The organism is Pseudomonas frederiksbergensis, assembly GCF_001874645.1.
GTDB lineage: Bacteria > Pseudomonadota > Gammaproteobacteria > Pseudomonadales > Pseudomonadaceae > Aquipseudomonas > Aquipseudomonas frederiksbergensis_B.
Map to the genome: position 1 here is coordinate 4,605,189 of NZ_CP017886.1, position 17,652 is coordinate 4,622,840.

At 56.8% G+C, this 17,652-nt stretch carries 10 protein-coding genes; 4 read left to right on the top strand and 6 right to left on the bottom strand.

Going from position 1 to position 17,652, the window contains the following annotated elements:
• On the bottom strand, positions 1-4,695 hold the full coding sequence (locus tag BLL42_RS22175; protein ID WP_071554206.1) for a hypothetical protein: 4,695 nt from the start codon (positions 4,693-4,695) through the stop codon (positions 1-3).
• A gap of 255 nt (positions 4,696-4,950) precedes the next feature.
• Between BLL42_RS22175 and BLL42_RS22180 the strand changes: the two genes are divergently transcribed.
• Together BLL42_RS22180 and BLL42_RS22185 are read left to right on the top strand one after the other, a co-directional pair.
• Positions 4,951-7,410, top strand: a complete 2,460-nt coding sequence (locus BLL42_RS22180) for an EAL domain-containing protein (RefSeq protein ID WP_071554208.1) — start codon at positions 4,951-4,953, stop codon at positions 7,408-7,410.
• A 78-nt stretch (positions 7,411-7,488) separates the two neighbouring features.
• Positions 7,489-8,250, top strand: coding sequence for an iron-containing redox enzyme family protein (locus BLL42_RS22185; RefSeq protein ID WP_408004005.1), 762 nt, complete (start codon positions 7,489-7,491; stop codon positions 8,248-8,250).
• 111 nt (positions 8,251-8,361) lie between these two features.
• Here BLL42_RS22185 and BLL42_RS22190 read toward each other — a convergent pair whose 3' ends face one another.
• The 5 genes from BLL42_RS22190 to BLL42_RS22210 form a co-directional block, all read right to left on the bottom strand.
• Positions 8,362-9,288 carry a GGDEF domain-containing protein gene (locus tag BLL42_RS22190; RefSeq protein ID WP_071554212.1) on the bottom strand — a complete coding sequence of 309 codons (927 nt, stop codon included), beginning with the start codon at positions 9,286-9,288 and terminating at the stop codon, positions 8,362-8,364.
• 371 nt (positions 9,289-9,659) lie between these two features.
• Positions 9,660-10,400, bottom strand: a complete 741-nt coding sequence (locus tag BLL42_RS22195) for a YciK family oxidoreductase (protein WP_071554214.1) — start codon at positions 10,398-10,400, stop codon at positions 9,660-9,662.
• Between the two features lie 131 nt (positions 10,401-10,531).
• Positions 10,532-11,203 (bottom strand): N-acetylmuramic acid 6-phosphate phosphatase MupP, encoded by a 672-nt coding sequence (gene mupP, locus BLL42_RS22200; RefSeq protein WP_071554216.1) that lies wholly within the window; start codon positions 11,201-11,203, stop codon positions 10,532-10,534.
• Positions 11,204-11,207: 4 nt separating this feature from the next.
• A complete protein-coding gene (gene ubiG, locus BLL42_RS22205) occupies positions 11,208-11,906 on the bottom strand; it encodes a bifunctional 2-polyprenyl-6-hydroxyphenol methylase/3-demethylubiquinol 3-O-methyltransferase UbiG (protein WP_019692990.1) in 699 nt (232 codons plus the stop codon).
• Between the two features lie 62 nt (positions 11,907-11,968).
• Entirely contained in the window at positions 11,969-13,300 is a 1,332-nt protein-coding gene (locus BLL42_RS22210) for a TRZ/ATZ family hydrolase (RefSeq protein WP_071554218.1), read from the bottom strand.
• A gap of 108 nt (positions 13,301-13,408) precedes the next feature.
• On the opposite strand from BLL42_RS22210, the gene mtnA reads away from it, so the two are divergent.
• Positions 13,409-14,485 (top strand): S-methyl-5-thioribose-1-phosphate isomerase, encoded by a 1,077-nt coding sequence (gene mtnA / locus BLL42_RS22215; RefSeq protein ID WP_071554220.1) that lies wholly within the window; start codon positions 13,409-13,411, stop codon positions 14,483-14,485.
• A 435-nt stretch (positions 14,486-14,920) separates the two neighbouring features.
• Positions 14,921-17,590, top strand: a complete 2,670-nt coding sequence (gene gyrA, locus BLL42_RS22220; protein WP_071554222.1) for a DNA gyrase subunit A — start codon at positions 14,921-14,923, stop codon at positions 17,588-17,590.
• Positions 17,591-17,652: the final 62 nt, after the last annotated feature.

Here is a 17,652-nt window from a genome sequence, read left to right on the forward strand (position 1 = left end):
TTAGTGCCACAAAACGTTCAGGGCATTTCCCCCTCCGTCGTATCCGAACTCCTTGAGCACCACCGAGCAGGAATCGCAGGGTGGCATGGTGGTGGCGACGTCGACCGATTTGATCGTTTGGGTATCGGGGTATTTTTCACGGATCACGCTGATCAATTTACTTTCGCTGTCCAGTGACGTGGGTTTGTGGCTCAGTGCCGGGTAGTAGCTCCCGACATTTTTAATTGTCGGTGGTATTGCGAGTAGCTTGCCTTGGTCAGTTACGTGAAGTGAGGTGCTGGGAAATACCTCGTTCATATCGATATTGAAATAGGTCGTTTCGTCCACGTTGATCTGATCCGCCCCCAGATTCCTCTTGAACAATGGCAGATGTCCGGTCGCCCCCTGCGCTCCCGAAACGCTGACGTAAACCTCCCGTTTTCCGTCGGTTTTGGTCACTTCCGCGTAGGCGATGTTCCTCGGATTGCGCGGGCGCTGTTTACGAGGGATCAGGTCGTGGAGCTTTTTCATCGTGCTATCGATTCGCAAGGCGCTGTCTGCATTTTTTAGCGTGATGGACGGCTCAAGGAACAACGTATCGAAAATTTCCACTGTTCTTTGACGGAAGGCTTCTGGTGCTACCTTGCTGCGTGACCAGGTTGTCGCACCGTTCTCCAGTTTGGTGACAATCATTCGGGTCGAGTGATCGAACATCAATGCCTCACTTGGACTCGTGTCGACCTTCAACCATTTCATGTTGCTGGTCGGGGCGGCAGTCGTTCCGATGGGAATGGCGATTTCATCCATGGTCTTCATCGCGCGTTCAAGTGCGTCGACGCCGTGGATGCGTGCGATGTTGTTGGCGCTCAGGGAGCCGGTGTACACCCGCTGCAGTTCTGCACCTACGGTGCCAGGGGCCACATCGGCTTTCAATAACCGATTCAGCACCAGTGGTTCGCGCAGGTCTTGCCCTTTTAACAGCGTCGCGACGTAGTACTTGTCTGTATTGAGCCGGGTGAAAACATAGGTCGTCGATTCATCGAGGGACTGCGCCACAATCGCTCCGACTTTGTGCGAATCGTTAGCACCTTCATAAGTGCCCTTGACCATGATGCGTCCGTAAATTCCCTTCTGGAATTCCAGTGTTGCCGGGATGGTCTTGTTAGGGACTAACCACTTCTTGCTGAAGCCCAGTGTTGTCAGGTCTCCGTCGAACTTCGTCAGGGTGTTCCCCGATCCCTGATAAACAACCCCGTCAAGGGCCAGAAAACTCTGGTCCTGGCCCGGTCTGGCGTCTGGGGTGGATATCCGGTCGCCGAACCATGGGGCGTAATCTTTGGTTTCATCGAACGAGCCGGCAGTAGGGGTGGCGAAGGGTTTTCCATTGACGTAGCTGATAGGGCAGGTGGTCCCCTCTGGTGCACGGCGCGGGCGGCAGGGGATAAGCTTCAGTGCGGCGCTGTCATCAAACATGCCTACGCGGCGCAGCGTGTCGCCATCCAGTCGATACGGTACGTCGTCGATAAACATCGTCGTCCGGCCGTCGACTTCCAATACTTCGCGAACCTTGGCTTTTTCCGCCAGTTCCACGGTGATGTGGTGATCGGTTTTCGCCAGGGTCTGGTAGGCAGACCGGCCTAACGAAAGGTTGTCACTATTGCTGGCCAGACGCGGTCCATAGGGCTTGGCGGAAATCGGGTCGATCATCCTGAAGTCGGCTGAAGCGGAGCTGCCGACGTTGCGTACAGGTACGTCGTCAATGCCCTTGATGGACGCCAGATCATCAGTAGCAGCCAATAATCGATAGCGACCTGGATCGGTAATCTGCGGTAGTCCGTTGACAAAGTCATACCTGCCCGATCGTCCGGCCAGCCTCTCGATTTTTTTTACCGCTGCTCTCAATGCAAATGTGTTCACGCGGTACACACCGCGTGCAGTCCCTTTGAACAGTGATGGCAAACCATCAATGGGGTTCAGGTTTTGCGCAGAGGACACCAGCAGCTTTCTGGACAACGTGGAAAACTTCGGAAGTGCGGCTCGATAACCTGATCGTGCCGCCGTAGATGCCAGTTTTGCCGTGCCTGAAACAAACTTTCCAATGGGAAAGGCGAACGAGGCGATGTCGACGAGCAAACCAAATATGCCCCATGCTTTTCTATTGGGATCCTCCGAATTCAGATCCTGAATACTGCCGTAGAACGGCAGGAAGTCCTTCACCGAATGAAGCCAATGGGGGCGCTTGGCCTTGCGCTCCAACTCTGTTTCGGCTCTTGCGGCGTCCAGAAGCTTGTCTTCATCGTAGTAAAAGAATTTTTTTGAAATGAATATGGCTACTTCTGAGGCGCGGTTGGAAGAGATAGGTATTGGATAGCCATCAGGGGTAATAGCAGTAAACGCCTCGCCAAATTGATCAATAATGGCGTCACATGAAGCGTTTTTTTGGGGCTGGCTGCCGGTTTCATGGGCGGCCCAATCGAAGGGAATCCCCTTGGCACGTCGCACTGTAATAGTTTCATCCACATAAACGGCGTCGACAGTTTCTGAATTCAGTTTTCCGTTAAGCATGCTGGCCGAAAAGTCTTCGCGTTTTCGAATAATTCCCACCCGAGGTAAACACTCGTAATAAGAAGTTTTGCCGTTATGACTCATTTCCACAATGAAGCCCATTCGAAGTCTAAGCGGTAGTGTGATGGCGGGCGTTTCATTTTTCAGTGTTCTATCACTGGTCGCTCGACGTAAAGTATAGACCTTTACCTCCCCATACTCGATCGCTTGACGATTATCATGAGGAAGTGAAGAAAATAGGCTCTCCAGTACGGTTTGGTACGCGCTTTTACTTGAAGAAAGGTATGCGTTGAATTGCGATGTAAATAACTTTTCCAAGTCAGGCAACTTACGTTGCTGTACGGCGTCAAGAATCCACTTCGATGTGGTAATGACTTCACCGTCTGCATTGATCTGGATCCGGGCGGTCGTTTTGGTTTGTCCGTCCCGCGCTGTCACGAACCACTTCTTGGTGCGAAGCATCCCCGACATGTAGACGTCTCTAAAGGAGTAGGTTTTTTCCTTTAGCGTGGGTGTTTGAATGAACCCACCGCTGTTATCGTCTCCGAAATCCTGAATCAACATGCGCCCGTCAGAGATAAACAACGGGTGTCCGAAAAGTTGCCACATTTCTCCTTCGGCGAGTTCGGTTCTTTTCGGTGGATCTGCGTCGAGTGCCTGGATCGCTTTTTTCAAAGCGTCAGTGTGTTTTTCAAGTGCTGTCAGTGCTCGTTCTTGTTCCTCATCGCTGTATGTGGAGTCCGCTCGCTCACGAACAACGCCATTGGCGTTTGCCCAATCGAGAGCAGGAGGAATTCTGCAGCAGGCAATGATCTCGAGCTCTTCTGCGCTGGCCTCGATAGATTGTTGTAGAGGAAAGTCGACCAGTTGCTGAAAAGACATGTGCCGGACCCGATCAGGCACCCTGGCTTCGGCCAGACTCAGACCATGAACAAAATTGACCCAGACAGCAGAACTTTTATAAGGCAGATCTGTTGGAATGTCGGTGATGCGGAACTCGGCTGGAAATTGGCTGAGGTACAACCTCGCCATGACAATGGCTTCTTTTTCCGAAACAGCCCGTTTAGACGTTAACAAATGCCTTTCAAATTCCGCCCGGATATCCTGATAGCTCTTTCCATAGTTTGAGCGCGATTGCAGATCGTAACCGGCGATACTGTCGGGATATTCAATAAGTTGCGATTTGAACCAGATCTGCAACGCGTTGGCTATCACCTTGACGCGAATGTGAGGCGAGCTCTCTTCACCGGGCTTTGCGCCGTACCAATCCATCGTTGATAGCAAGTGCTCTCCCAGTTTCCTGGCGTCTGGGCTTTGCAGGACTCTTTTCAGGAAAACAGTTGGCAGCGCACGAACCCTTTCAGGCGTGGCCGATTCAAGAATGTCATTGGCCAGATGGGTCAGTGGGGATGTGACCCCATCAGGCAGAAACGTTTGGATGGCGTTTTTGATTTTCCCCGACATGAACTGAACATGCAGTTCGTCATGAGAATCGGCTGTCGGGACGCCTTGAAACACAACCTGGCGATCTTCGCTGGAAAGAACTCGCTTCAGATCCATTATGTTGAAATCTTCTTCAAGCCCCAACTTGTAGCTTGCGATCTTTTCTCTAAGGGCGTCGCTGGCGGCTTGATGGTCAGCAGTGTGGGTCGGATCCCACGGCGTCATTCCGTAAAATGTGGCAATCCTGGGTACCGAGACAAGGCGGTCATAGCGAATTTGTCCACCCATCAAAGGGACGGACTTTTCAATTTGGGTTTGAAGTCCCTGCCATGTCGCGTTTCCTGTCAGGGTCAGTTCGGTCTTGTCTGCTCCGTCGCGATTCGATGTTTCGTAGACAAAGGCCTCGTCTTTCAAAGTGACGATCAAATAGTCCGGCGACACTTTGTTTTTTTGACACAATGTCCGGTAGTCGGAATCCTTGATCAATTGCTGTAACGCACCTTGGCCGGTTTCGTTTTCCTGATCCAGGGGTGAAAAAGCGCTTGGCCTGAGTAGCGTTTGTGAAAATCGAGATAGCGAACCCACTTCCCTGCGCAAAGCAGTTAATAGCAGTTCATAGTCCTGGAGTTGACCTGAGTGGGCTTGAGCGGTGGTGGGGGATGAGGTGGTTGGGACGCTTGAATCGCCTTTTGAAGGGGCTGTTTGCATGATACGGCTTTTCCTGTGTTGTTTCGGGTGCTTCCCTGTGGGTCTACAGGGGTGATGGCTACCGATTACAACGAGCTTGGATGGAGGCCGTGCGGTATATGTATATCGAGGGGATCGAAGGGTGTTTTTATTTATTATTGCGGGCACTTGCTGGAGACCGCAGGTTCTCACTTGCAGGGACGTAGAACGCCCCCTAGTCTAGCGGTAGCGAGTTCGTCCGGATCGCGATTGAGCAGTACTAAATCAAGGGACCTCATGAATCAAGCGCGGACTCTCGGAACGCCACGGTTGTTGGGCATCGTCTGGCCATTTATCGCCGTCGTGTTATTTCAGGCCCTGTTGGGCGGCGTCAGCCTGTACGTTTTGTCGGCGGTTCGCGGCTACGTTGCCGGAGAAAGTCTGTGGTCCAAGGGTCAGAAAGACGCTATCTATTACCTCAATCTCTACGCTGACAGTCGCGACGAGTCGATTTTCCTCAAGTACCAGAATGCTATTTCAGTTCCCCAGGGCGGGCATGAACTGCGGGTCGCGCTGGATCATCAACCGCCTGATCTTGAGGCCGCCAGGCGGGGTATCCTCAAGGGTGGTAACCATCCCGATGACGTTTCAAGCCTGATTTGGCTGTACCTGAACTTCCGGCATTTCAGTTACCTGGAAACCGCTATCGATCGCTGGACCGTGGGTGATGCTTACCTGGTGCAGCTCGATAACGTCGCCCTTGAAATGCATCGGCGCATTGCCAGCGACCGGGCGAGCGACGCCGACATTCAGCGCTGGAAAGCCCGAATATTTGCCATCAACGAAGAGGTGACACCCGCCGCCAAAGCCTTCAGCGACGCATTGGGCGAGGGGTCGCGGCTGATTCTGCGGTTGTTGCTGTTCACCAACCTGGCCACGGCGTTGGGGTTGATTGCCTTGGCACTCTTGCGGACCCATAAGCTTCTGGCGCAACGCCACGCGTTTGCCAATGCCTTGCAACTGGAAAAGGAACGCGCGCAAATCACCTTGCAGTCTATTGGCGATGGCGTGATCACCACCGACGTTGAAGGCGCCATCGCTTACATGAACCCGGCAGCCGAGGAATTGACTCACTGGAAGGCTGAACAGGCGATCGGGCTGCCGCTGGCGGCATTGTTCAATCTACTGGATGAAAATGCCCAGGCGGATGGCTTTACACTGATCGAGCATATTCTCAGTGGCCAGCTCAGCGGCGGCAGTGAGCATTCCAAGCTGATTCAGAGGCTGGATGGCAGCACGGTTTCGGTCACGCTGGTGGGGGCGCCGATTCGCAATGCCGGCAAAGTCAGTGGCACGGTGCTGGTGTTGCATGACATGACCCAGGAACGGCAGTACATCGCCAATCTTTCCTGGCAGGCCACCCACGACGCGCTAACCGGGCTGGCCAACCGCCGCGAATTCGAATATCGCCTGGAGCAGGCGCTGCACAACCTGACGCGCCAACCTGGCCGACATGCCTTGATGTTCCTCGATCTGGATCAATTCAAACTGGTCAACGACACCTGCGGACATGCTGCGGGTGATGAGCTGTTGCGGCATATCTGTGCGCTGTTGCAGTCGGGTTTGCGCGAAGGTGACACCTTGGCCCGATTGGGGGGTGACGAGTTCGGCATTCTGTTGGAAAACTGCTCGCCGGAAGCCTCGGAGAAAATCGCCGAGGGCCTGCGTCAGACAGTGCAAAACCTGCATTTTGTCTGGAAAGACCGGCCGTTCGTGACCACCGTAAGCATTGGCCTGGTGCACATCATTCAAACCCCGAACACTCTCGAAGCCTCGTTGCGTGCCGCAGACATGGCTTGCTACATGGCCAAGGAAAAGGGCCGCAACCGGGTGCAGGTCTATCATGCTGACGATTCCGAGTTGTCCCTGCGCTTTGGCGAGATGGCCTGGATCCAGCGCCTGCACATGGCGCTCGAAGAGAACCGTTTCTGCCTGTACTCACAGGAAATCGCTGCGCTGGGGCATACAGAACGGGGCGGTGGGCATATCGAAATCCTGCTGCGTCTGCATGACGAAGCCGGGCGGATGATTCTGCCGGACAGTTTCATTCCTGCTGCCGAGCGTTATGGCCTGATGACGTCCCTGGATCGTTGGGTGGTCGAGAATGTTTTCAGGATCATTGCGCAGGGCATCGCGCAGGAGCGCAAAGGGCCGTTGGCCATGTGCGCGATCAATCTGTCTGGCATTACCATCGGAGATGAGGCTTTTCTGCACTTCCTGCGTGAGAAGTTCACGACCTATGCCATCCCGCCTGAAATGATTTGTTTTGAAATCACTGAAACCAGCGCGATTTCCAATTTGGCCAGTGCAATAAAATTTATTAATGAACTCAAAGGGTTAGGTTGCCATTTTTCGTTGGATGACTTTTGTGCCGGTATGTCCTCATTCGCTTATCTGAAACATTTACCTGTAGACTTCTTGAAGATCGACGGGAGTTTCGTAAAGGATATGCTGGACGACCCGATTAACCGTGCAATGGTCGAAGTGATCAATCACATCGGTCATGTCATGGGTAAGCGCACCATTGCCGAGTTTGTTGAAACGCCCCAGATCGAGCAGGCATTGCTGGAGATCGGGGTGGATTACGCTCAAGGGTATGTCATTGAGCGCCCGCAATTGTTTACCTGTGACAGCCTGCAATGTCGGCCCGCCAGACCGCAGCCTCTGTTATTCAAGGCGCCTGGCACGTTCCGTTGAAATCTCTTGCTGATCCGTACAATCACAATCAAAAGGAGTGCGACAGTGATCGATACATTCAACAGATCCGGCCCGCTTATGGAAGCCGCAAGTTACCCAGCCTGGGCTCAGCAACTGATCCAGGATTGCAGCGAGAGCAAGCGTCGGGTTGTCGAACATGAACTGTATCAGCGGATGCGTGACAACAAACTCAGTGCAAGGACCATGCGTCAGTACCTGATTGGTGGCTGGCCGGTCGTTGAACAGTTCGCGTTGTACATGGCGCAAAACCTGACGAAGACCCGCTTTGCCCGCCATCCCGGCGAGGACATGGCGCGTCGCTGGCTGATGCGCAACATTCGGGTTGAACTTAATCATGCTGATTATTGGGTGCACTGGAGTCGCGCGCATGGCGTGAGCCTGGAGGATTTGCAGGCACAGCAGGTTGCACCTGAGCTTCATGCGTTGAGTCATTGGTGTTGGCATACCAGCTCGTCGGATTCGCTGATTGTTGCCATTGCGGCGACCAACTATGCCATTGAAGGGGCAACCGGGGAGTGGTCGGCGCTGGTGTGTTCCAGTGGGGTCTATGCGGCTGCGTTCCCTGAAGAAGACCGCAAGCGCGCGATGAAGTGGCTGAAAATGCACGCTCAGTACGATGATGCCCATCCGTGGGAAGCCCTGGAAATCATCTGCACGCTGGCGGGTCTGAACCCCAGCAAATCCCTGCAAGCTGAACTGCGTCAGGCGGTCTGCAAGAGCTACGACTATATGTTCCTGTTCCTGGAGCGCTGCATGCAACTGGAGTACTCGGAAAGGGTTCCGGTAGCCCGGGAGCGGATGGTGCTGGTCGAAAGCTAAAAGATCGCAGCCTGGCGGCAGCTCCTACATTCGGTGGGGTGTCATGACAGGCCGCAGCCTGTAGGAGCTGCCGGAGGCTGCGATTTTTTCAGGAACACTTGAGTTCAAGGCTCAACCCGCCATCGCCAACCGGTTACGCCCTTCGCGCTTGGCCACATACAACGCACTGTCGGCACGCCGTAACAGGCTATCTGCGGACTCACCCGGCAGCAGCGTCGAGCATCCGAGGCTGACCGTCAAGCCGACCGGCGTCCCATCCGCCGAATACTCCTCGGCTTGCGCGGCGTAGCGCAGGCGTTCGCCTATCATCGCAGCGGCTTCGCGGCTGGTGTTGGAAAGCAGAATCAGAAACTCTTCTCCGCCAAAGCGAAAGACCATGTCTACGTTGCGCAACTGGTTTTTGATCGAGGTTGCGACAGCCTTCAACACGTCATCGCCGGCACTGTGACCGTAGTTGTCATTGATCTGTTTGAAGTGATCGATATCGAGCATCAACAACGACAGCGGCTGCATGTGCCGCCGGGCCATGTCGATCTCCCGTTGCAGGGTCTGATCCATGGCAATGCGGTTACCAGTGCCTGTCAGTGGGTCGCGCAGTGCACTTTGCGTGGCTGCTCGATAGAGCAGGGCGTTGCGCATCGGGAAGAGCAGGGTGGATAGCAGGGATTCGAGGTTGCCCTGATCCTTTTCGTTGAAGCGCTGATTACGGCGGAACACCAGCTCGCCCAGGTGTGTGCCTTCGTGGCTCAGGTTGTAGCTCACCGAGTGATGTCCGCGCTGACCGAACTCCAAGCGTAGATCGCTGGTCTTGTGCTGATAGTTCAAGGCGTCCAGTGGGACAAGGCGCTGAACTTCGCGGAAAAACAGTCCCAGAATGCGCTGCGGCTCAAGGCTGGTTTGCAGTTGCAGGCCCATTTGCCGGCGCAAATGACCGAGACTGGCGGGGCGCTCCAGGAGGGGAGGCAGTTGGCCAAAGCCCAGTCGCTGCATTTTGGCGCTATCGAAGTCAATTGCGTTGGTCTGGGTTGGAGATTTCATATGGCGTGAGCCCCTAAGCAGGAATGCTGTCTTACAGGCTGGGTGAGAGCGGCTTTGGGCTGCGCGTCATACTGGTCCATCAGTCCCGTAGGACATGTGGCTAGATTTTAGTCCGCTTTGTCGAGCAAAAGTAAGCTCGACATGGCGCTGCCCGATCGCTAACACGCTGCGTGTTTAAACAGGGTTAGAGCGAAAGTCATGCCATTCGGTTCAGTTTTAAAAAAAAGCGTTCCAGATCAACTTGTTGGGTTGTATGGTCGTTAATGATGGCTGATGTGGCGGCATTTGTTTGACTTCAAGTGGACGCTTGAAGGGGGTGAAGAGCGTACCGCGACGGTATGCCGTCGCGGCAGCGGGGCGTAGCGAAGTGCCTACTGAGCGTTGAACGCCTGACCATTGATGCCGGTGCTGTCCGGTCCCATCAGGTACAGGTAGACCGGCATGATCTCTTCGGGCGTCGGGTTGTTGGCCGGGTTTTCGCCTGGATACGCTTGAGCGCGCATGCTGGTGCGGGTAGCGCCCGGGTTGATGCTGTTGGAGCGAACCGGCGCGACTGTGTCAACTTCATCGGCCAGGGTTTGCATCAGCCCTTCGGTGGCGAACTTCGACACGCCATAAGCGCCCCAGTACGCACGACCTTTGCGGCCTACGCTGCTGGAGGTGAAGATCACCGAGGCGTCCTGAGACAGCTTGAGCAGTGGCAGCAGGGTGCTGGTCAACATGAACATGGCGTTGACGTTGACGTGCATCACGCGCATGAAGTTTTCGCCGGAGAGTTGCTCCAGTGGCGTGCGCGGGCCAATGATCGAGGCGTTGTGCAGCAAGCCATCGAGGTGGCCGAATTCGGTTTCGATCATTGCCGCCAGTTCGTCGTACTGATGCGGCAAGGCGGTTTCCAGATTGAACGGAATCACTGCGGGCTGTGGATAACCGGACGCTTCGATTTCGTCGTAAACCTGAGTCAGATTGGCTTCGGTCTTGCCCAGCAGCAGCACGGTGGCACCGTGAGCAGCATAGGTTTTTGCCGCAGCAGCGCCGATACCACGACCGGCGCCAGTGACCAGAATGACCCGATCTTTGAGCAGTTCGGGGCGGGCGGAATAATCAAACATAAAAAACCTCTACACAATCCATTAACAGGGACGAAAAAGATTGCAGCCTTCGGCCGCTCCTACGTTGATCACAGGTCCCCTGTAGGAGCTGCCGCAGGTTCGGGCCGCGTTCGGACGATCTTCCGACTGAGTTAGCAGCTACACAGCGCGTTATCGAGCACCTTGCGCAACTCCGAAGGGTGGTCCACCACCACGTCGGCACCCCAATTCCTTGGATTGTCATCAGGGTGAATGTAGCCAAAGGTCACTGCGGCGGTCCTGGTGCCGGCATCGCGGCCAGACTCGATGTCGCGCAGGTCATCACCCACAAACAGCACGCTGGCCGGGTCCAGGTCGAGCATTTTGCACGCGAGGATCAACGGCTCCGGGTCCGGCTTGCTGTTGGTCACGTGGTCTGGGCAAATCAGCAGCGCCGAGCGTTCAGCCAGTCCCAGCTGTTGCATGATCGGTTCAGCGAAGCGCAGCGGTTTGTTGGTGACCACGCCCCAGATCAGATTGGCTTTCTCAATGTCGGCCAGTAGCTCTGCCATGCCGTCGAAGAGTTTGCTGTGAACCGCGCAACCCTTGAGATAACGCTCCAGGAACTCCAGTCGCAATTCCTCGAAGCCCGGCGATTCCGGGTCCATCGAGAACGTCACCGCTACCATGGCTTTCGCCCCGCCGGAAATTTCGTCGCGGATGTGTTTGTCCGGGATCGGCGCCAACCCGCGATCTGCCAGCATGCTTTGGCAGATGGCAATGAAGTCCGGCGCGGTATCGAGCAGGGTGCCGTCCATGTCAAAAAGAACTGCTCTGATTGCCATCGGCTTACTCCTCGCGCAGCGTCTGGATCATGTAGTTGACGTCAACGTCGGCGGCCAGCTTGTAGTGCTTGGTCAGTGGGTTGTACGTCAGACCGATGATGTCCTTGACGCTCAGGCCGGCCTGGCGGCTCCAGGCACCGAGTTCGGAAGGGCGGATGAATTTCTTGAAATCATGCGTGCCGCGCGGCAGCAGCTTCATGATGTATTCGGCGCCGACGATAGCGAACAGGTAAGCTTTCGGGTTGCGGTTGATGGTTGAGAAGAACACCTGGCCACCCGGCTTTACCATACGGAAGCAGGCACGAATGACCGACGATGGATCGGGCACGTGCTCAAGCATTTCCAGGCAGGTGACTACGTCGAATTGCTCGGGCATTTCTTCTGCCAGGGCTTCGGCGGTGATCTGCCGGTACTCGACGCTGACGCCGGATTCCAGTTGATGCAGTTGCGCGACCGCCAACGGCGCTTCGCCCATGTCGATGCCCATCACGGTGGCGCCGCGTTGTGCCATGGATTCGCTGAGGATGCCGCCACCGCAACCGACGTCCAGCACCTTCTTGCCGGCCAGTTTGACGCGCTCGTCAATCCAGTTGACCCGCAGCGGGTTGATGTCGTGCAGCGGCTTGAACTCGCTTTCGCGGTCCCACCAGCGATGAGCCAAGGCTTCGAATTTGGCGATTTCAGCGTGGTCGACGTTGCTCATGGGTAATCCTCTAAATCTAAAAAATTCTGCTGTCAGCCTGAGGTTCAGCTCAAGGGTGCGTTCTATTCGGCGTGTCCGCTGATGCGCCGCCCCCAAGCGGTGGCCGTGGCGCATAGCTGTTGTTCATCGAAGCGCGTGAGGCGCCGGTCATCGAGCAATTGCTTGCCGGCGACCCAAAGGTGTTTCACACAGTCCCGACCGGTGGCATAGATAAGCTGCGACACCGGGTCGTAAATCGGTTGCTGGGCCAGGCCAGACAGGTCGAAGGCCACCAGGTCTGCGGCCTTGCCGACTTCCAGCGAGCCCACTTCTGCTTCCAGCCCCAGCGCCCGGGCACCGTTGAGAGTCGCCATGCGCAAGGCACGATGAGCGTCCAGGGCTGTGGCAGAGCCTGCAACGGCTTTGGCCAGCAGGGCGGCGGTGCGGGTTTCACCCAGCAGGTCGAGGTCGTTGTTGCTGGCCGCGCCATCAGTGCCGACCGCGACATTGACTCCAGCCTGCCACAGGCGCTCTACCGGGCAGAAGCCGCTGGCCAGTTTCAGGTTCGATTCCGGGCAATGAATCACGCTGGTGTTGCTTTCTACCAGCAATGCGAGGTCGTCATCGCTGATTTGTGTCATGTGAACGGCCTGGAAGCGCGGTCCGAGCAAGCCCAGGCGACCCAGGCGGGCCAATGGCCGCTCGCCGCGCTGTTCGATCGATTGTTGGACTTCAAAGGCTGTTTCATGGACGTGCATGTGAATCGCTGCGTCCAGTTCCTCGGCGATCACCCGGATTTTCTCGAGGTTTTCGTCACCGACGGTGTAGGGTGCATGAGGGCCGAAGGTGATTTTGATGCGTGGGTGATGCTTGAGGTCGCTGAACAGTTCGACGCCCTGACGGATGGCTTCATCCGCATCGCTGGCGCCGGGAATCGGGAAATCGAGGATCGGGATGGCAATTTGCGCGCGAATACCGCTGTTGTGCACGCGTTCGCTGGCAACTTTCGGGAAAAAGTACATGTCCGAGAAGCAGGTGATGCCACCTTTGATCTGCTCGGCAATGGCCAGGTCGGTACCATCGCGGACGAAGGCCTCGTCGACCCACTTGGCCTCGGCTGGCCAGATGTGCTGTTCGAGCCAGGTCATCAGTGGCAAATCATCGGCCAGGCCACGGAACAGCGTCATCGCTGCATGTCCGTGGGCATTGATCAGGCCAGGGCTGAGCAGCATGCCCGGCAGCTCGCGGACCTCGCTGGCCTTGAGCTTCAAGGCCTCGCTGCGCGGGCCGATAAAGGCAATACGCCCATCGCGGATGCCCAGGCCATGCTCTTTGAGGACCACACCAGCGGGTTCGACAGGTACTAACCAGGTCGGCAGCAAGAGTAAGTCGAGCGCAGCGGCAGGGTTCGGCATCGAGGGTTCGGTCCAGTGCTTTTATAAAGGATGGCGAAGTATACCCGAGCGTCTTCGCGGGGGGATCGCTATAATCGGCGGCTTTTGTTCATGAGTGCGGGGTGAGGGATGCGCGATCGACTGTTGGCTGCGGAGAAGGTGAAGGCCATCGATTGGCGGGACGGCGCCCTGTACCTGCTGGATCAGCGCATTCTGCCATTCGAAGAAACCTGGATTGCCTATACCGGTGCAGCGGGTGTGGCTGAGGCAATTCGCTCGATGGTGGTGCGCGGTGCTCCGGCAATCGGCATCAGCGCAGCCTATGGTGTGGTGCTGGCGGCGCGTGCGCGGTTTGCGGCGGGTGGTGACTGGCAGGCGGCGCTGGAAGAAGACTTTGCCCTGCTCGCGGATTCACGGCCGACCGCCGTCAACCTGTTCTGGGCGCTGGGTCGCATGCGCGAACGCCTGGAGCGGCTCAAGGATCACCCCAATCCATTGGACGCGCTTGAGGCAGAGGCCTTGGCAATCCATGAAAGCGATCGCGAAGCCAATCTGACCATGGCGCAGCTCGGTGTCGACCTGATCCGCAAACATCAGGGCAATGCCCAGGCAATTTTGACTCACTGCAATACCGGCGCGCTGGCGACTGGCGGTTTCGGTACTGCGCTCGGGGTGATTCGCGGAGCGTTCCTGGAAGGTATGGTCGAGCGGGTTTACGCCGATGAAACCCGGCCTTGGCTGCAAGGCTCGCGTTTGACCGCCTGGGAACTGGCCAACGAAGGCATTCCGGTCACCCTGAACGCTGACTCGGCCGCTGCGCACATCATGAAAACCAAGGGCGTGACCTGGGTGATCGTCGGCGCTGACCGAATTACCGCCAACGGTGACGTGGCGAACAAGATCGGCACTTACCAGTTGGCGGTCAACGCCATGCACCACGGTGTGCGTTTCATGGTGGTGGCGCCGAGCTCGACCATCGACATGAATCTGGCCAGTGGCGACGACATCCCGATCGAAGAGCGTGATGGCAGCGAGTTGCTGGAAGTTGGCGGCAAGCGGGTGGGGGCTGATGTCGATGCCTTTAACCCGGTGTTCGACGTCACGCCGGCTGACCTGATTGACGCCATCGTCACCGAAAAAGGCATCGTCGAGCGCCCGGACGCCGCGAAGATGGCGCAGTTGATGTGCCGCAAGCGCCTGCATTGATTCGTTTGGCGATCCGGTGAAATACCCCCAAGGAGCTGCCGAAGGCTGCGATCTTTTGATCTTCCTGGCGTCAGTCGGTGGTGGGCCCGGAAAGATCGCAGCCTGCGGCAGCTCCTACAGATCGTGTTCAGCTCAATAAAAGATCAGTGGTTGCCTGCTGATCTCAGCTCTAAGCCTCTCTCGTCCCCTATCAGGCTGTCACCGGTCAACTAACTATGCTCCATGCGCATCTGGGGGATAGGTGCGTGGCGGCTCTTGTGATAACATTCGGCGGTTTCCAAGGTGGCCCGATGTGGCTGCCTTTACTGCGCAGATCCATGGCATAACTCGTTGATTTGTCGTAAGTCGGTGCTGGCACTCAGCCTGCAGCGGCGAGCTTCGTTCGTCCCATATGGATGTGACGAAGTTTCACCAGAAAAAGGAATCAGGCTTCTCATGGGCGAACTGGCCAAAGAAATCCTCCCGGTCAATATCGAAGACGAGCTGAAACAGTCCTACCTCGACTACGCGATGAGCGTAATTGTCGGTCGGGCACTGCCTGATGCGCGCGATGGCTTGAAGCCCGTGCATCGGCGTGTGCTGTTCGCGATGAGCGAGCTGGGTAACGACTTCAACAAGCCGTACAAGAAATCTGCCCGTGTTGTCGGTGACGTGATCGGTAAGTATCACCCGCACGGTGATACCGCGGTGTACGACACCATCGTTCGTATGGCGCAGCCATTCTCGCTGCGTTACCTGCTGGTAGACGGTCAGGGCAACTTCGGTTCGGTCGACGGCGACAACGCCGCGGCAATGCGATACACCGAAGTGCGCATGACCAAGTTGGCGCACGAACTGCTGGCTGACCTGCACAAAGAAACCGTGGACTGGGTGCCGAACTACGACGGCACCGAAATGATCCCGGCGGTCATGCCGACCCGTATTCCCAACCTGCTGGTCAACGGCTCCAGCGGTATCGCCGTGGGCATGGCGACCAACATTCCGCCGCACAACCTCGGTGAAGTCATCGACGGTTGCCTGGCACTCATCGACAACCCTGAGTTGACCATCGATGAGCTGATGCAGTACATCCCGGGTCCGGATTTCCCGACCGCCGCGATCATCAACGGTCGCGCCGGCATCATCGAGGCCTACCGCACCGGTCGCGGCCGCATTTACATGCGTGCCCGTTCGATGATCGAAGACATCGACAAGGTCGGTGGCCGTCAGCAGATCGTCATCACCGAACTGCCTTACCAACTGAACAAGGCGCGTCTGATCGAGAAGATCGCCGAGCTGGTCAAAGAGAAGAAGCTGGAAGGCATCACCGAGCTGCGCGACGAGTCCGACAAAGACGGTATGCGCGTGGTGATCGAGCTGCGTCGCGGCGAAGTGCCTGAGGTCATCCTCAACAACCTCTACGCCCAGACCCAACTGCAAGCGGTGTTCGGCATCAACATCGTCGCGTTGATCGACGGCCGTCCGCGGATCCTGAACCTCAAGGACCTGCTGGAAGCCTTCGTGCGTCACCGTCGCGAGGTGGTGACCCGTCGTACCGTGTTCGAACTGCGTAAAGCTCGCGAGCGGGGTCACATCCTCGAAGGTCAGGCGGTTGCACTGTCGAACATCGACCCGGTCATCGCCCTGATCAAAGCCTCGCCAACGCCGTCGGAAGCCAAGGAAGCGCTGATCAGCACTCCGTGGGAATCCTCTGCCGTGGTCGCGATGGTAGAGCGAGCCGGTGCTGACTCTTGCCGTCCAGAGACCCTGGATCCGCAATACGGTCTGCGTGAAGGCAAGTACTTCCTGTCGCCAGAACAGGCGCAAGCCATTCTGGAGCTGCGTCTGCACCGTCTGACCGGCCTGGAACACGAAAAACTGCTGGCCGAGTATCAAGAGATCCTCAACCAGATCGGCGAGCTGATCCGCATCCTCAACAGTGCCACGCGCCTGATGGAAGTGATCCGCGAAGAGCTGGAAGTCATTCGTGCCGAGTACGGCGATGTGCGTCGCACCGAAATTCTCGATGCGCGTCTGGACCTGACCCTGGGTGACATGATCCCGGAAGAAGAGCGCGTCGTGACCATTTCCCACGGTGGCTACGCCAAGACCCAGCCATTGGCTGCGTACCAGGCTCAGCGTCGTGGCGGTAAAGGCAAATCGGCTACCGGCGTCAAGGATGAGGACTACATTGCTCACCTGCTGGTCGCCAACAGTCACACCACGCTGTTGCTGTTCTCCAGCAAGGGCAAGGTTTACTGGCTGAAAACCTACGAAATTCCTGAAGCATCCCGCGCCGCCCGTGGCCGTCCGCTGGTCAACCTGCTGCCGCTGGACGATGGTGAATACATCACCACCATGCTGCCGGTCGAGGAATACACCGAAGGTCACTACATCTTCATGGCCACCGCCAACGGCACCGTGAAGAAGACCCCGCTGGAATCCTTCAGCCGTCAGCGCAGCGTTGGCTTGATCGCGCTGGAGCTGGACGAAGGCGACGTACTGATCAGTGCCGCCATCACCGATGGCGAACGTGAAGTCATGCTGTTCTCCGATGGTGGCAAGGTGACTCGCTTCAAAGAATCCGACGTTCGCGCCATGGGCCGTACCGCTCGCGGTGTCCGCGGCATGCGTCTGCCGGAAGGTCAGAAGCTGATTTCCATGCTGATTCCGGAAGAAGGCAGCCAGATTCTCACCGCTTCGGCGCGCGGTTTCGGCAAGCGTACCGCCATCACCGAGTTCCCTGAGTACAAGCGTGGCGGTCAAGGCGTTATCGCCATGGTCAGCAACGAGCGTAACGGCCGCCTGGTCGGTGCAGTTCAGGTGCTCGACGGCGAGGAAATCATGCTGATTTCCGACCAGGGTACTCTGGTGCGTACTCGCGTTGACGAAGTCTCCAGTCTGGGTCGTAACACCCAGGGCGTGACCCTGATCAAACTGGCCAGCGATGAAACACTGGTCGGTCTGGAGCGGGTTCAGGAGCCATCGGAAGTCGAAGGCGAAGAGCTGGAAGGCGAAGAGGGTGCTGAGCTCGAGGGCGTCGTGCTCGAGGCCGGTACCGAGCCGGACGATGCTGTCGAAAGCCAGCAGGCTGACGCAACTGACGAAGAAGAGCCGCAAGACTAACCAAATCGTAGCAGGGCAGAGTGTTTGCTCTGTCCGCTACCGTGAATGCATAGCGAGAGTGG

Bases quoted from the DNA above. Each gene is read 5' to 3' on its own strand.
- mtnA (WP_071554220.1), top strand. From the start codon at position 13,409: ATGCGCGATCGACTGTTGGCTGCGGAGAAGGTGAAGGCCATCGATTGG.
- BLL42_RS22185 (WP_408004005.1), top strand. From the start codon at position 7,489: ATGGAAGCCGCAAGTTACCCAGCCTGGGCTCAGCAACTGATCCAGGAT.
- BLL42_RS22180 (WP_071554208.1), top strand. From the start codon at position 4,951: ATGAATCAAGCGCGGACTCTCGGAACGCCACGGTTGTTGGGCATCGTC.
- mupP (WP_071554216.1), bottom strand. From the start codon at position 11,203: ATGGCAATCAGAGCAGTTCTTTTTGACATGGACGGCACCCTGCTCGAT.
- BLL42_RS22190 (WP_071554212.1), bottom strand. From the start codon at position 9,288: ATGAAATCTCCAACCCAGACCAACGCAATTGACTTCGATAGCGCCAAA.
- BLL42_RS22210 (WP_071554218.1), bottom strand. From the start codon at position 13,300: ATGCCGAACCCTGCCGCTGCGCTCGACTTACTCTTGCTGCCGACCTGG.
- BLL42_RS22175 (WP_071554206.1), bottom strand. From the start codon at position 4,695: ATGCAAACAGCCCCTTCAAAAGGCGATTCAAGCGTCCCAACCACCTCA.
- gyrA (WP_071554222.1), top strand. From the start codon at position 14,921: ATGGGCGAACTGGCCAAAGAAATCCTCCCGGTCAATATCGAAGACGAG.
- ubiG (WP_019692990.1), bottom strand. From the start codon at position 11,906: ATGAGCAACGTCGACCACGCTGAAATCGCCAAATTCGAAGCCTTGGCT.
- BLL42_RS22195 (WP_071554214.1), bottom strand. From the start codon at position 10,400: ATGTTTGATTATTCCGCCCGCCCCGAACTGCTCAAAGATCGGGTCATT.